10 protein-coding genes and 2 pseudogenes are annotated in these 16,174 nt (G+C 39.7%); 4 read left to right on the top strand and 8 right to left on the bottom strand.

Features of this window, described 5'->3' with window-relative positions; translation table 11 throughout:
- Positions 1–21: 21 nt before the first annotated feature.
- A pseudogene (locus tag ACGEDC_RS01845) lies at positions 22–393 on the top strand (DUF423 domain-containing protein); the annotation flags it as partial.
- 213 nt (positions 394–606) lie between these two features.
- A complete protein-coding gene (gene rlmM, locus ACGEDC_RS01840; protein ID WP_394496091.1) occupies positions 607–1,698 on the top strand; it encodes a 23S rRNA (cytidine(2498)-2'-O)-methyltransferase RlmM in 1,092 nt (363 codons plus the stop codon).
- A gap of 115 nt (positions 1,699–1,813) precedes the next feature.
- On the opposite strand, the gene ACGEDC_RS01835 is transcribed toward rlmM, so the two are convergent.
- Positions 1,814–2,824 (bottom strand): isocitrate dehydrogenase, encoded by a 1,011-nt coding sequence (locus ACGEDC_RS01835; RefSeq protein WP_055024975.1) that lies wholly within the window; start codon positions 2,822–2,824, stop codon positions 1,814–1,816.
- A 485-nt stretch (positions 2,825–3,309) separates the two neighbouring features.
- Here ACGEDC_RS01835 and ACGEDC_RS01830 point away from each other — a divergent pair, with 485 nt between their 5' ends.
- The gene (locus ACGEDC_RS01830) at positions 3,310–6,072 is read left to right on the top strand and encodes a S9 family peptidase (protein ID WP_394496088.1); all 2,763 of its coding nucleotides are present in this window, start codon (positions 3,310–3,312) and stop codon (positions 6,070–6,072) included.
- A gap of 148 nt (positions 6,073–6,220) precedes the next feature.
- Here ACGEDC_RS01830 and ACGEDC_RS01825 read toward each other — a convergent pair whose 3' ends face one another.
- From ACGEDC_RS01825 to ACGEDC_RS01800, 6 genes and pseudogenes are all read right to left on the bottom strand, one after another.
- Positions 6,221–6,688, bottom strand: coding sequence for a DUF3192 domain-containing protein (locus tag ACGEDC_RS01825; RefSeq protein WP_065108508.1), 468 nt, complete (start codon positions 6,686–6,688; stop codon positions 6,221–6,223).
- Positions 6,689–6,692: 4 nt separating this feature from the next.
- Positions 6,693–7,469 carry a flap endonuclease Xni gene (gene xni / locus ACGEDC_RS01820; RefSeq protein ID WP_394496085.1) on the bottom strand — a complete coding sequence of 259 codons (777 nt, stop codon included), beginning with the start codon at positions 7,467–7,469 and terminating at the stop codon, positions 6,693–6,695.
- 173 nt (positions 7,470–7,642) lie between these two features.
- Positions 7,643–9,025 (bottom strand): nucleotide 5'-monophosphate nucleosidase PpnN, encoded by a 1,383-nt coding sequence (gene ppnN / locus ACGEDC_RS01815; protein ID WP_394496083.1) that lies wholly within the window; start codon positions 9,023–9,025, stop codon positions 7,643–7,645.
- A gap of 34 nt (positions 9,026–9,059) precedes the next feature.
- A pseudogene (locus tag ACGEDC_RS01810) lies at positions 9,060–10,615 on the bottom strand (GGDEF domain-containing protein).
- 170 nt (positions 10,616–10,785) lie between these two features.
- The gene (locus tag ACGEDC_RS01805; protein ID WP_394496081.1) at positions 10,786–11,955 is read right to left on the bottom strand and encodes a hypothetical protein; all 1,170 of its coding nucleotides are present in this window, start codon (positions 11,953–11,955) and stop codon (positions 10,786–10,788) included.
- Positions 11,956–11,981: 26 nt separating this feature from the next.
- On the bottom strand, positions 11,982–12,944 hold the full coding sequence (locus tag ACGEDC_RS01800) for a tetratricopeptide repeat protein (RefSeq protein ID WP_394496079.1): 963 nt from the start codon (positions 12,942–12,944) through the stop codon (positions 11,982–11,984).
- 239 nt (positions 12,945–13,183) lie between these two features.
- Here ACGEDC_RS01800 and ACGEDC_RS01795 point away from each other — a divergent pair, with 239 nt between their 5' ends.
- The gene (locus ACGEDC_RS01795; RefSeq protein ID WP_394496077.1) at positions 13,184–14,929 is read left to right on the top strand and encodes a M61 family metallopeptidase; all 1,746 of its coding nucleotides are present in this window, start codon (positions 13,184–13,186) and stop codon (positions 14,927–14,929) included.
- Positions 14,930–15,028: 99 nt separating this feature from the next.
- Here the strand turns inward: ACGEDC_RS01795 and rdgC are convergent, their stop codons facing one another.
- On the bottom strand, positions 15,029–15,940 hold the full coding sequence (gene rdgC, locus ACGEDC_RS01790) for a recombination-associated protein RdgC (RefSeq protein WP_055026432.1): 912 nt from the start codon (positions 15,938–15,940) through the stop codon (positions 15,029–15,031).
- Positions 15,941–16,174: the final 234 nt, after the last annotated feature.

Raw genomic sequence — 16,174 nt, 5'->3', positions numbered from 1 at the left:
TTTAAAGGCAATCATGATGAAAAAGGTTTACTACTTTTAGCAGCGCTAAATGGTTTTTTAGCCGTTGCGCTTGGTGCATTTGGTGCACACGGATTAAAAAATATTGCCTCACCAGAGTTAATTGCCATTTTTAATTTAGGCGTTGATTATCACTTTTATCATACCTTTGCGATTATCGCTGTTGCGTTTGCAGGCCATTGGATCTCGTCAAAGTTACTTGATTGGGCTGGGTATCTGTTTTTTATCGGCATCTTACTGTTTTCTGGTTCATTGTATCTTTATGCCTTTACTGGGGCTAAGTGGATCGGACCAATAACTCCAATGGGTGGTGGATGCATGTTAATCGGTTGGATATTATTTGCAGTTGCCATTGCTAAGTATCAGAAAGATTAATGAGTTAACCTACTGAAAAGCCATATGAGTTTATTAAAAGCAGCTGAAACATCGTTTTAGCTGCTTTTTTAGTTTCTGTATTTCTCGTTTCATTTCACACAGAATTATGAATTTTGCGTATAATGCAGCCCAGCAAATTATTTTTAATCACAAGCACTGACGTCATTATTCTAATGGAACGTACAGTCTCGTTATCGACACCAAAGGTTCATCATGAAAAACCTATTTTTATTCTGCCGTGCAGGCTATGAGAAAGATTGCGCAGCAGAAATTCAACAGCGTGCAGCTGAATTGAATATTGGTGGTTTTGTAAAAACCAATACCAATGATGCTTATGTTATTTTCCAAAGCTTTGAAGAAGATGGTGGTGAACAACTAGCAAAAAGAATTGAGCTCAACTCTTTGGTGTTCGCGCGACAAATGTTTGCGGCAAATGATTTACTAAAAGATTTGCCTGAATCAGACCGTGTCTCTCCAATTGTTGCAGCTTTAGCGGAAGTGTCAAAAGCGGGAGAGTTACGTGTTGAAACGCCGGATACTAATGAAGCGAAGGAATTATCGGGTTTTTGTCGTAAGTTTACCGTGCCACTAAGGCAAGGTTTGAAAAAGTCAGGCTCATTGCTTGCTCAAGAAAATGACAAAAGACCCATTATTCACGTTTGTTTTGTTGGGCCAGGTCAAGCGTACGTTGGTTACTCACTAACTAATAATAGCTCGCCTTATTTTATGGGGATCCCACGTCTTAAAATGGCGGCTGATGCACCTAGCCGGTCAAGTTTGAAATTAGACGAAGCATTTGGGCACTTCTTAACGAAAGAAGAACAAGAGCTGCGCTGTCGCTCAGGTCTTCATTCTGTTGATTTAGGGGCATGTCCTGGCGGGTGGACCTATCAGCTCGTTCGCCGCGGTATGTTTGTCGCTGCTGTTGATAATGGTCCTATGGATCAAAAGTTGATGGATACAGGTCAGGTTCGTCACTACCGTGCTGATGGTTTCCGTTTTGAGCCACCGCGAAAGAACATCTATTGGCTGGTGTGTGACATGGTTGAGAAGCCTTCACGGGTTGCAGAACTTATGGAAGCATGGGCGATAAATGGTTGGTTTAAAGAAGCTATTTTTAACCTTAAGCTACCAATGAAAAGCCGTTATAAAGAGGTGAGACAAATCCTCGATACTATGGCTGAGATTTTAAAAGAAAACGAAATCGAAGATTTTAAAATCCAATGTAAGCATCTTTATCATGACCGTGATGAAGTGACAGTGCATTTATGGGTTAAACCAAATACACCATGGAACTTTAATTAATCCTTGAAGCGATATTGGCATTGTTTTGTGATGTTTATTGTTTCAGCTATAAAAAAGCCCTTAGTGAATCCCACTAAGGGCTTTTTATTATCAATTTAGCTTAATAATGCAAAGATTAGCCTAAACGGTCAATAACGGCTTGAGTGAAGTCAGTCGTACCGTGTGTACCACCTAAATCGCGAGTCGTACGGTCGCCTTCTTCGATCACTGCAGATACTGCACTGCGGATCATTTCAGCTTTATCAGCCATACCTAGATACTCAAGCATTTGGATAGATGCAAGAATAACTGAAGTTGGGTTTGCTAAGTTTTTACCCGCAATATCAGGTGCACTGCCATGTACGGCTTCAAAAATCGCAGCGTCGCTACCGATGTTAGCACCTGGTGCCATACCTAAACCGCCCACTAAACCTGCACATAAGTCAGATAAAATGTCACCGAATAAGTTAGTTGTTACCAATACATCGAAATTTTCTGGATTCATGACCAACTTCATACATGTTGCATCAACAATCATTTCTTCTGTTTCGATATCAGGGTAACGCTGGCTTACTTCACGCGCCACTTTCAAGAATAAACCTGAAGTCGACTTCATGATGTTTGCTTTGTGAACAATCGTTACTTTTTTACGGTTTTCTTTACGAGCAAGCTCATAAGCGAAAGTGGTAATTTGTTCAGCACCTTGGCGAGTAATGATACTAGTTGCTTCTGCAGTAGCACCATCTTCAGATACTTTTTGGCCTAAACCAGAGTACATACCTTCGGTGTTTTCTCGAACGGTGATGATATCAATATTGTCGTAACGTGCTTGAGTACCTTTAAACGAAAGCACTGGACGTACGTTTGCGTATAAGCTGAACTTTTTACGCAAGCTAACATTGATAGAAGTAAAGCCTTCACCCACTGGAGTGGTTAATGGACCTTTAAGAGTGATACGGTTTTTTTCAATAAGGTCTAAGGTACGCTGAGGTACTAATTCACCTTGTTTTTCTAAAGCGGCTAAACCGGCGTCTGCAAATTCATATTCAAAGTCGCAACCAGCTTTGTCGAGAATCTTTAAAGCGGAATCGATAATGCTTGGTCCAATCCCGTCACCTGGGATTACGGTTATAGTACGTTTTGGCATGGATAGTCCTTCCACCTAGTAGTTACTGCATTTCTCTGTTTACGTTAACAAGCTTGTAACAGAACGATTTACTAACGTTTTAATGCGCCGCATTTTAACGAATTTAGAATTTTTTTACAGGATTTAGTGAGTTTAATCACATATTTTTTGTATTTTTTAAGTTAATCCTCAGCTGATTGCTTTAATATATTCACAATAGCGTAAATTTAAGATTCAATTAGCGTCATAAATACACTTTACATGTTGCAAAAAGGTTGGCGCGGCAATGATTTTACCTGAGTAGCTTAGGTAGATAAGAATATTTTTACAGACGACTTTGGTCTAACAGGTTAAAAATGCACCAGTAAATAGCTGGATGGTTTACCTCAACATCACTCAAGTCGATTAAATGTTAGCTCGTATTCATTGCGTATGTGTCAAAGCGCTTGATTGAATAAAGATCCATTTGTTTAATTGCTCGATAATAATAACTCACGAGGATGACTTTGAAGTTACATACATTTCTCCCACTGACGTTACTCGCCGCGTCCGTTGCAGTAAACGCTGCGCAGCAGCCAAAAACGTTAAGCTTAAATGACATCATGCATTTTGAAACCCTGCAACAGCCAGTTATTTCTGATAATGGTCGTGTTATTGCGGTTGAAGCGATGCCTGATCGAGGCGACAGTCGCGCCTTAGTGAATATTGCCGCGACTCAAAAACAGTACGTTATTGATGGTGGTTCGGCACTTCAGCTTAATAGCCAAGGCTCTTTTGCAATAGCGAAAATTGAGCCGAGTTTATTATCTGCAGAGACCCTCAAAAAGTCTGAGCTTCATAGTGGTTTGGTATTGTTAAATACCAGCACTGGAGAACAACAGCAGTTTGAAAAGGTAAAACACGCAGAATTTAGCCCTAATGGTGAGTTTGTCGCGATATGGTTTGAAGCTGAAGAATCCGAAGAGGCTGATAAGGAGGCGGATAAAGACGATAAAGCCAAAGTTGATGAGAAAGACACTGGCAGTAAAATCAAACTTATTCATCTAGCTGATAATAATACTCATGAGTTTGAGCATGTGACACAGTTTGCTTTTGACAGAGTCGGTAAAAACTTTGTTGTTGCGAGCAACGATATCAATAATCAGCGCCACACCATTAAAAAAGTTAATTTAATCAATAATACCTTAAACCAACTACACCAAAGCCAAACTCAACAATTTGGAGAGTTAAGCGTATCTGACGACGGATTATGGCTTGCGTTTACCAGTGGTGATGCCGCCGTTAAGCGAGATGAACGTGAGTATCAGTTATCTATTATTGATTTGAAAAATAGTCAAGTTAAGCCAACGCCTACAACGGATGAATGGACACTTAATCAATATTCAAAAATCTTCTTCTCAGAAGATAGTTTGCGGTTATTTGTAGGTCGAGTACCACAGGTTGATAAAGTGGTTTCTTTACCTGAAATAAAACAGCAAGCTGATTTGTTTGATACTGAAGTCGTAACCGCCTTACGAAACCTGAAAGTATGGCACGGGGATGATCCTAAAATTAAGCCCCATGAAGTCAAACAATACAGTAAAGAATTACAACGTACTTACTTAGCTGTTCTTCACGTCAATGCCAACCGTATTGTGCAACTAGCAGATAAAGATGTACCAAATGTGCAATATGGTGAGCAAAAACGATATCTTTTGGCCACATCAGATGTGCCTTATCAAAAAATGATCACTTGGGCTGGTTTTTATCAAGATGTGTATTTAGTGGACTTAAATACAGGCCGAAAGCAGCAGCTTTTAACCCAGCACCCAACGAATGAAATGCCGACGCTATCACCTAATGCGAGATTTGTGGCTTATTATCAGCAAGGTCAGCTCTTTCTCTATGACATTGCAGGAGTAAGAAGGCATACCATCTCTAAAGACATTAGCGTGAGCTTTGCCAATGAAGATCATGACTACCCAGGTAATGCACCGAGTTATGGCTTTGGCCCTTGGTTAGCTGATGGTTCAGGTATTATTGCTTACGACAAGTATGATGCTTGGCAATTTAGCAGTGCATCATTCGATGGCTTTATGCTGACGGCCGGTGAGGGGCGTAAAACCAGTACGCAAATGAGAATTGAAGGGTTGTATGAAGACAAGAATGTCCCAGCAACGATAGCACAGCAGCAAACGGTGTTGGTGCATGGTTACAACGAAAAAACCAAAGCGGATAGCTTATACAGTGCCGTTGTGGGTGTGCCTGGGTTAACAACCTTGATGGAAACCGATGCGAAAGTGAAAGTGCTAGCAAAAAGTAAAAATGCTGACACTATCGTGTATTCAAAAGAGCGTTATGATCTTTATCCTGATCTTTACACCGCTGACATTGCAGCACCACAAGATGGTGTTAAGCAAACGGCGTTAGATAAACAGCGAGATGATTTTAATTGGGCCAGTGCCGAGCTAGTGCAATGGCGTGATGCAGATGGCCGATTAACTGACGGTGTATTGATTAAGCCGACTAATTATCAAGAAGGTAAGCAGTATCCTGTTATGGTGTATTTCTATCGCTTTATGAGCGACCGATTACATTCATTCCCGCATATGGCTATTAATCATCGTCCTAACTTCGCTTGGTACGCTGACAATGGTTATGCGATTTTCTTACCGGACATTCGATTTGAAGTTGGCTATCCAGGTGCATCAGCGGTTAAAGGGTTAACTTCTGGTGTGCAAAAGTTAATTGATATGGGCATTGCAGATCCTGATGCTGTCGGTATTCAAGGACACTCATGGGGTGGTTATCAAACTGCATTTGCGGTTACCCAAACCAATATCTTTAAAGCAGCTGTAACGGGGGCCCCTGTGTCTAATATGACGAGTGCATATAGTGGTATTCGTCATGGTTCTGGTTTAGCTCGACAGTTCCAGTATGAAACAGGCCAAAGTCGAATTGGAGAAAGTTTATTTAACTCCCCACAAAAATATATTGAGAATTCACCAGTATTTTATGCTGAACGTATTCAGACACCAATGATGATCATGTTTGGTGATAAAGATGATGCGGTGCCATGGGAGCAAGGCGTTGAGTTATACCTTGCAATGCGACGCACTGGTAAGGATGTCGTGTTTTTACAATATGAAGACGAGCCGCATCATTTGAAGAAATATCCGAATAAACTCGACTATACAATCAGAATGAAGCAGTACTTTGACCATTATCTTAAAGGTGCTAAAGCCCCTGAATGGTTAGAGAAAGGTGAGGCTTATAAAGAGTATCAATAACAGTTAAATAGACTTAATTATGATTAATAAAAATGCCACATTATGTGGCATTTTTTATGGCTAAAGTAACCTTGCACACGATTGTGGCTCAATAGGCTGACAGTCGAATTCTCGTTTTAAAACTGAGATATTAGGGTCAATTATCAGTTTACTTTTCACCTTCTGATAAAGGGGTCTTATGGTCATCAGAATCTGTTTCGGCGACTGCAGGGGGAGAAGCTGGGATGACATTATTTAAAATGGGAATTTGTAAAAACTGATCGTAAGTCTCTTGTCCCCACGCAATCAATTTTCCATTTTTAAATAACAATGGCGTGCACTCATCTTTAGTGGTGATGCCGTCAGATTTAACATGATGGGTTCGATAAAACATGATCTGAAAGTTAGCGTTGTCAGTTGCTTTCGCTTCGGTAAAGTCCGCTCGACCCATTAATTTTCTAATGTTCTCAATAGGCTGGCCTATATTGATTTCACTGAGCATATTGTGGTTAAACTCTTGTCTTTCTTGCCAACTTCTATCTTCTGGTTTCGGTTCATAAACCATCACAACGGCAATTGCGAAGACGATGTAGGCAATGAACATGGAGGCGATGATAAAGGACATTTTTGAATTCATTTGCTTAGGTATTCCTTTCGCTATTGCTAATGACTCTGAATTGTTTGAGATTGATATTGAGGGGCATATGACATTGTAATTGGGCTAACTTGTAACTCACTCTCGCCATGTCTTTACCATCAATGAGCTTTTGCGCTTGTTTTGCACCTAAGTTATCAATGGACTTGTATAGATTTGCTAAGCTTCTGAACTTATTTAATAAATCGGCTGCTGACTTCGGCCCAATACCTGCTATCCCTGGTACTTTATTGCCGCTGTCTCCAGCTAGCGCGATAAAATCAAGTATCTGACTTTGTTGTACAGCAAGCTTTCTTTCGTATTCAGTTAAATCGAAATATTGCTGTTTGAAGTGATCCCATATGACGATATTGTCATCAATGATTTGGCTGAAACCTTTATCAGTAGAGGCGATAATTGCTTTACCTTTATTTTCAGTGATTTTAGTCGCTAGGGTAGCGATGACATCATCTGCTTCTGAGACGGCGTCATGAGAATGTATATGTGCTTCAGAAAGCGCCGCTTTAATATCGGCTAATCCTGATTTTAAAGGCGTAGGCATCGGCTTACGTCCTTTTTTATAATCAGGGTATAACTGTTTTCGCCAAGATTCTTCATCACCATCCCAGACGACAATCGCATGGGTCGGCTCATGGTGAACTAACAGTTTTTTGGCTGCGGCTAACGTACGTTCTTTGACGCTGGCAATATCATTTTCATCTGGTAGTACTGCATGAATACGTCTAACAAGGTTCAGACCATCAATGATCAACAGTTTGTTCATGTTTATTTTCGTCGCTGGTGGTAAGGCTCAAGTGAGCCCACGTTAGATTGAATAGTTTTAGCTCACCATATAGGTGATTAAATTCAGTTTTAATTTATGATGACTAATCATATAGCTATTTAACGTTTTGTTAAACAATCACCACCATTAAAGCGACAGATATTGACGGAACTCTATTGGGATTCCGTTTCATTTTCCGTTTTATTCATTATGCGATAGCAAGGCACGTATGCACTGCCTGGTAATTTCATTCGTTGCTGGCTAACAAATGCATTGAGCAGTTTATCCATCATCATCATTAATTGCTTGTCACCGCGGATCTCAAAGGGACCTCGCTCTTCAATGAGCTTTATGGTGTCTCCTTTCACATTGCCAGCGACTATCCCTGAAAAAGCACGTCGAAGGGTCGCTGCTAGCTCGGCCTTATTAGGCTGGAAATATAAATGCAGGTTTTGCATCACTTCATGGGTCGGATCGAATGGTAGCTGAAACTCGGGCTCTATTTTTAAAGACCATTGATATTGATATGCATCGCCCAATTCTTTACGGCTGTTTTTAACGGCTTGCATACCTTGTTTCATGATTTGACCTACTTTGACGGGATCATCGATAATGATTTGGTATTTAGCTTGAGCATCAGGTCCTAAAGTGGCCCCAATAAACGCATCGATCTCGGTAAAGTAATCGGCACTCTCAATAGGACCTGTGAGTATCAAAGGGAAGGGTAAGGATTGGTTAGCATTGTTAAGTAAGATACCTAAAATATAAAGCAGTTCTTCGGCTGTGCCTGCACCACCAGGGAAGATAACAATACCATGGCCTAGTCTCACAAAGGCTTCTAAACGTTTTTCGATGTCGGGTAATATTACTAGCTCATTAACAATTTGATTTGGCGGCTCTGCGGCGATGATACTTGGCTCAGTTAAGCCAATATAACGAGCGTTATTAACCCTTTGCTTAGCATGACCAATGGCTGCTCCCTTCATTGGTCCTTCCATTGCTCCAGGGCCGCAGCCTGTACAAATGTCGAGTCCACGCAGTCCAAGTTCATAGCCCACTTCACGGGTATATTGATATTCAATAGGATTGATACTATGGCCTCCCCAACAAACGACGACATTAGGATCTTTCATCGGTGAGATGACTCTTGCGTTGCGTAAAATATCGAACACAACATTGGTGATATGGCTCGCATTAGTAAGATTGATGTGTTTAAGGTCGTCGTATTTATTGTCGATATAGACGATGTCTCGAAGAACGGCGAAAAGATGCTCTTGAATTCCAGCGATAATCTCGCCATCAACAAAGGCTTGCTCTGGCGGATTAATCAATTCAATTAATAAGCCTCGTTCGCGCTGGAGTACATTGATGTCAAAATTGGTGTATTTATCAAATAGAGCCTCAGAATTATCACTTTGTAATCCTGAGGCAAGCACTGCAAGGGCGCAGTTTCGAAGTAGTTGGTATAAATCACTCTTAGCGCTTTGTTTGAGTCGATTAACTTCCATTTGTGAAAGTTGATCTAAACTTCCGCGAGGGCTTATTTTTACTATCATATGCAACTCCTCTTGAGATGAGTTGCATCGAAGGTTAGATATCGATTACGACTCTATCTCTGCCATTGTGTTTGGCTTTGTATAGGGCTGCATCGGCACGTTCAAAGGTTTCTTCGATACGTTCATTTTCCATTACTTGCGCAGCACCTATTGATAATGTAACTGTAATTCGCTGATTTTTAAATTTAAATGGAATGTTCTTAATTTTCTCTCTGACACGATTTAATAATAAACCAATATTGTCTTCATTGACTTCTGGAAGTAATAAAACAAATTCTTCACCGCCGTATCGTGCGACAAACTCGCTTTCTCGCAATGAGTTTTTTAGCGCCATCGCAATGACTTGCAATGTTTTATCACCGGTGCTGTGACCAAAGTTATCATTGACTGATTTAAAGTAATCTATGTCAGTAACAGCAACCCAAAGCGGTGCATTAAAACGCTTATGGTTGCGATATTCTTGCTCCATTCTATCCTCAAGTGCGGTTCTGTTAGGCAATTGTGTTAATGGATCAAGTAAATTAAGCTTTTGATGTTCAAATAGTTTTTCTTTATAACTATTTGCCTCTTTGGTAATACTGGTTAATTCTTTTCGCATTGACTCTATGGATTTTCTGAGCAGTGTTTGCTCTCTGTTTTCCAATGCTTCTTTACGGCTTAGCGCATCTTTAAGCGAAGATAATTGAATTGTCAGCGCTGTCTTTAATGCGTTTAAATCATCTGACTCAATTAAAATGCCATCGGCATTGTCGACACGTAAGTTAATCTCTTTGTTAAGCTGGCTTTTTATTTGCTGTGAACGTTCATTGTTATTAGCCGTGTGACTTACCACATCTCTAACGACACTAATGGCATCATTTAAAGCATATAAAAAGTCTTGGGACGCTGTTTTTTCACGTGCGATGTTATTGAGTAAAAGGCTTAATATTGTTTGATACGACTCAAGCAGGGTATTGAGTTTAATATCACCCATTAATACTTCTTTCATGACCAAAATTTGATCACGCTGTTCTTTTCTAAATTCTATCTCAGAAATTTTTTGGGCTAGCTCTTTGGCTAAAATAAGGTGCTGAGGCAAAATAACGTGTTCATCAGTACCTGCAAATTGCTTTTGTAAAATATGCTCGTAAAAGCCGATGACTTGTTCAACTTTAGGGATGTACTCCCAAATGGTATGAATCGGTTTATTGAGATCTTTTTGAAGTAATTAATTTCTTTTTTAATTTCTTCTGGGGCGGAGTCTACACGTTGAATTTGGCTGATAACTCGAGAAAGGCTGGTACGGCTTTCTTCAAGTTGAGTCATTGTATGATTGTATTGGCCTTTTAATAGGCGCTCAATTTCAACGAGCTCAGGCAAGGCTTCATCAATTTGATCATAACCTTGTAAATGATGTCTTAGCTTGGCTAATCGATTATCAAGTTCTAGATTTTGACCTTTACAGGCAAGGCTTAAATGACCTAAAAATTGAATTAGGGTGCGTAATTTTTCATTACGATCCTCATGGATTTCTTCAAGCGCCAACTTGGCAGAGTTTAGTTTCTGTTTCAAAAGTGAAACTTGTGACACTGCCGTCGAAGAATCTTTCATGCTTATGAGCTTCCTAAATCAATCAAATAACTAACAACATCAATCACCTATTTGATTGATTAGTGACGTTTATAATACTGTATTTGGTATTTTTATAGAAATAATATTATTAACTATATACCTATATCGGCCGCTGTGGACGAAAGATTAATGATGTTTGTGTTTATTGGTTAATTTGTAGGCCATTTTATCTCAGCGATAGGTCTATTACTTTCAGCTCTGATAATGCCTCTTTGCAATGCATGAGTAAGGTTTAAATATAAAGGTTTGAAAAAGATGGCCGCTGGAGCAAAGTTTAGTGTACGTATACTGACGTAAGTACTACCTTTATCAATGGTTTTTGCTGCTGCAAGGGCATATTGTACCGTTTCAAATTGAAGGTCGTTGGTAAGGCGTAAATCAGGGTTCGCCAATAAAGGGAGATTAATATGACCCATGATGCATTCAAGGGGGTCATGTTTTACTACCGAGTAATTAGGAATATTGGTATTGATTGCTAAATCTTGCGAAGACAAGCTTGCTTCAATCTTTTTGAGTGTTTCATTCGCTGTGAATGTTTCTTTAAAGCAAAAAGCAAATTCGCCTGGCTTAATGACATAAACACAAGCTGGAAGGTCTTTCTCAAATTGCTGGATTAAGCTTTCTGTAATTAATTTTGATTCCGATAGCCCAAAGTCAATATCTAAATCGGTAAGTGCTTTGATGTTAACTAAGGCAACAGTTTTAGGCGATGTGCCAGTGGACATGCAGTCAAGCATCCCTCTGTAGCCCTTTACTTCGGTGAGTGGGTCTTGAATGACTTTGGCGGTTAATGACTGTTGTTTTTGTTTTAATGTATTAATTCTTTTTAAGCTATATAACCACACAAACGACAAAATAAAGATAGCGGCCAATAGAATGATAATCGCCATTTGCTGATCTTTACTGCTCTTGATATAGCCATTTAACTTGTTTTGATAAACGTTTATTTCAAATTTGAGCTTTTCTTCATTCAGGTTAGAGTTTACCGCTTCATCCACAATATTTTCTTGCTGTTCGTTATCTATCGCTACAAGCTTATCCATCATTTCAAGCGCTGAGGAATCATCTTTTATCCCGCGGTAAGCTTTGGAAAGAAAAGAAAGGGCCTCTTTTTGCGCATCAATAAGTTGCTTCTCTTCTGCAATGACTAGCGCGGCCTTGGCATGAGTAATCGTTTCTTCCCATAAGGCTTGTTTTGACATCACTTCAGCAAACAGCAACTCGTTGTATACCAAATAATGCATGACTCTACGGCTTTTAAAAATCTCGTTGGCCATTTTCAAATAACTGACAGAAGACGGGTAGTTGTCTAGATACATGTACGCTTCGCCAATATTATGGAAATTTAGTCCTTGGCTAATAACCTGATTATTTTTTTATCGAGCTGTTGTGCATTTAAATAATAATCAATGGCTTTATTCCATTGTTTTTGGTTGCCGTAGACCATGGCTATGACTGTCATGGCATTAGACTGTAAGGCTTCATGTCCTAATTCCTGAAAGCTAATGGCAGCTTCATTTGCATTTTTTAATGCTTCATCCCATTGGCCTAAATCTCGATAAGCCCTTGAAAGCTGAAATTGAGCGTGAGCTTGAATTACTGGGTAATTCAATCGATTGGAAATTCGATAGGCTTCGCTATGATGTTGCAGCGCTTTCGCTAGCTGGTTTTTACCAGTGTAATATTTACCAATAGCGGTTTCAGATTGGGCAATAAAATAGTCATTTCGCAGCTGGTAAGCAATTTCTCGATAACTTTTATAATGATATAGGGCTTGGGTATCTTGCTTTAATATGGCGTGAAGGCTGCTTAAACCGCCATGTAAAACAAATTGTAAGGTGAGGCTGTGCTCATCACGTATTGAAGCAATTTTCTTCAAAGCTTCTTTAAATAAAATAATGGATTGTTTGTACTGCTGATCTTCAATACCGCGAAATCTTGCTTCAAGTAGCAATATCATTGCTTCTTGCATTGGGGTTACTGCAATTGATTCTAACTGTTGAGTCAATAAACGAGAGTTTTCAGTTTTATTTGGTGTTCTGACAACCGTTTCCATATACAGACGAGCCAAAGTTTCGAGGTCTGCTTGTAATTCATCTGGCGTATATTTGAGTTCTTTTGCTATTAACTCAAATTCTTGGCGGTTATTGAATGAAAGCGGAAATTGTGTTCGAACTAATAGTTGGTCAAATAGCGCTTGCGGTGTTTCATTGAATTCAATTTCACGTTCTTGTGGATCGATTGCTAATGCCGGAATTGAAATTATTAATAAAATAAAGGCCAAGCAGTTTGGTATCAATTTTCGCATGTAAGAACAGTGACCTTATTATTTTGTAAGCTTTTGTTGGAAGTGGGTGAGCCTACAATAAGCTCTTGTTATAATGCCACCTCATTTAATGTAATATTTATTACAACAAATCTATATGATGTTGAAAACGCTTAACTACAGCGTGTAAAAATATAACAAGAATAATAACAGAAGGAATCGATAGTGAAAGTCTCAAAACTGGCTATTTTTACCGCAGGGATATTTTTTCAGCTGCTACCATGGCTGAAGTGCAATATCAGATTGATCTCACACAGCCACAACATCACCTTGCAAAAGTGAATGTGACCTTTCCAGAGTCATCTGCAGATACGCTTACAGTAAATTTACCGGTTTGGCGTACTGGTAAATATGCAGTGCTTCCACTTGCAGATGGTGTGCGTTTATTTAAGGCGACAGATGACGATGGTAATGCACTAAATTGGCAGAGAACTGCAACAGGTGAGTGGACGATTGAGCTACAAGAGCCGACAGAGGTCAATGTGAGTTATCAGCTTTACGCTAATGATTTAGGAACTCGTGTTCGCCATATTGATGAATCCCATGCTTATTTAGATGCCAGTGGGGTATTTATGTATAGCCCTGAGTTTCGCCAAGATAAGGTGAATGTTTCGATGGCGGTGCCTAAAGGCTGGCAAAGTTATTCAGGAATGGAATCAGGACGTAGTAAGCACTCTTTTGTTGCTGATAATTATGATGTATTGATCGATTCTCCAATCGAAACTGGAGTAAACACACACTACAGCTTTGAAGCTGATGGACGTGATTATGAAGTGGTTTTTTGGGGGGAAGGTAACTATGACGCTGAACAGATCGTTACAGACCTAACAAAAATCAGTAGCACAGCGGAAGTCATATGGGATGATTATCCTTTTGAACGTTACGTCTACATGATCCACGCTACCAGTGGCGCACGTGGTGCAACTGAGCACTTAAATTCGACCATTATTCAACTGCCAAGGTTTAACTTTCGTGAGCGAAAGGATTACTTACGCTTCATTAGTACAGCATCACATGAGTTTATCCATACATGGAATGTGAAAGCCTACCGTCCTGAAGGGTTAGTACCTTACGACTATCAAAAGGCAAGCATGACTGAGTTATTGTGGATGGCCGAAGGCTCAACCAGTTATTTCCAAAATCAATTATTGCTTCGTGCTGACGTTATTACGCCAAAAGAGTTTTTTGCTGATTTAGCAAAACGTATTGATAGAAATCTCAACAAACCTGGGCGGGAAATTCAATCTGTTGCTGAAGCTAGCTTGAATGAATGGACTAATACAGGTGGCGATTATGCCATTAACCATGGTGTTAATATTTATTCTGAAGGTTATTTAGCTTCTTTATCTTTAGATTTTAACCTGTTAGCAGACACTGAGCTTGCTCATTCTTATCGTGATGTTCATCGTAAGTTATATCAAGACTTCAAGTTACCTAAAGGGTATAACGTTGATGATGTGAAAAACATATTAGCATCGCTTTCTGGTAAAGATTATCAACCTTGGTGGCAGTCACATATTACATCACCATTTAGTTTAGAGTTTGACTCATTACTGGCTCAAGCTGGATTGGTCTTATCTTATGGCGACAGTGAAAAAGCGACCGTTTACAGCGGTCTTACATTAACTGGTCAGCATAACGAACTCACGCTTGCTCATGTGACACGTAACAGCCCTGCATGGCTGGCGGGTATTGTGGCGGGCAATGAAATTATTGCGGTTAATGGATTAAAAGTGACTGCAGCTGGGTTCAAAAAGCGTTTAGAAGACTTTAACGCAGGTGACGAAATTGAACTGACTATTTTTAATAATGATAAGTTAACCCAAGTTTCACTGACACTAGAAGAGCAACCTAAAGGTGACTTAGCGATTGAAGGTGTGTCTAATCCGACTAATGCGCAAAAAGCATTCTTAAAAGCTTGGCTGGGTATTGATTGGCCATTTGATGATGCAGGTAAATTCATCTAGTTATTAATTGTTAAAAAGCCCTCAATGCGAATGCGTTGAGGGCTTTTTTATGTATCAATAATCTTAACCGCTGCTTATTATCCAAGCAGTGGAAGTCATTTAGATATTCTCTTCTATTGGGCCTAATGCTTGTTGTAATGCATTGATAAAGGCAACAAGCTCTCCGCCCATTAGTGCGAAGTCAGCATCTAATTTGGCTAAAGGATCTTCCGTGCCAACATCATCAGTTGCCGCTCTGAATTCTTCTGAGAATTTAAGACGCTTCACGCTGGCGTCTGATTGCAATAAAAATGCGATAGATTGGCCAAAATGTAGCGCTAACTTGTGCACCTGCTTGCCTGTAGCAAGGTGTGCTAGCACTTCATCTTCTTGAAGTACCTGCTGTTTAAAGCGCACGATACCACCTTCATCTGAATCTGATTTTAGTTCTGCTTCATCTTGCATTTCAAATGGCTGTGGCGATGAACCATTGCGTAACCATTCAGTTAATGTGGTTTCAATTGGCGTAGTAAAGTGAAGTGGTATAACTGGTAAGCTACCGAGCGCTTTACGTAATAATGCGAGTAATTCTTCAGCTTTTGCTGCACTTGAGCTATCAACCAGAATCATCTCAAGTTCTGGCATGATTAACGCATGAGTTTGACTGCGACGAGAAAATGCCCGAGGCAGAAGCGTCATAGTGATCTCTTCTTTCATCGCATCTTTTTCTTTCTTGGTGACTTTGCGACTTTCTTGATCTTCTATTAATGCCACTTTTTCATCTAAAGCCTCTTTAATCACCTGACCTGGTAGAATCTTTTCTTCTTTGGTCACACAAATGAGGTGGCGATTTTCAGCACTGTGCACCAATGCATGGCCTTGTTTACCTAACGCTTTTGAAAATCCAAATTTACTGATGTCTTGGCTAGAACATGGCGAGAAAGTGAAATCAGCTAATGCTGTTTCTAGTGCCTCGGTATCGGTAGTGAAAGGTTTATTGAAACGATAAAGGGTGAGATTTTTAAACCACATAAAAAGACACTCATCAAAAATTAAAAATGCAGTTTACGGGATCCATGCGCTGGGGTAAACCATCAAAATACTGCAGCTTGATTGTTCCATATTCAGAATTCATTAAACTGTAATATTTCACAATTTCTAATTAAATCCATTAAAAATCAGCAGTTTGTTTGTTCTTTGCTTTTACTGAATTAGCTTTAGCTTAATAAACTTGGCTTTTTGAAATATTTCTGCAACAAAAGGCGT

Origin of the sequence: Shewanella sp. ENK2, assembly GCF_043568515.1 — a bacterium.
GTDB lineage: Bacteria > Pseudomonadota > Gammaproteobacteria > Enterobacterales > Shewanellaceae > Shewanella > Shewanella japonica.
The sequence above is the reverse complement of the archived record's forward strand: the minus strand, read 5'-3'. Positions and strand labels throughout refer to the sequence as shown.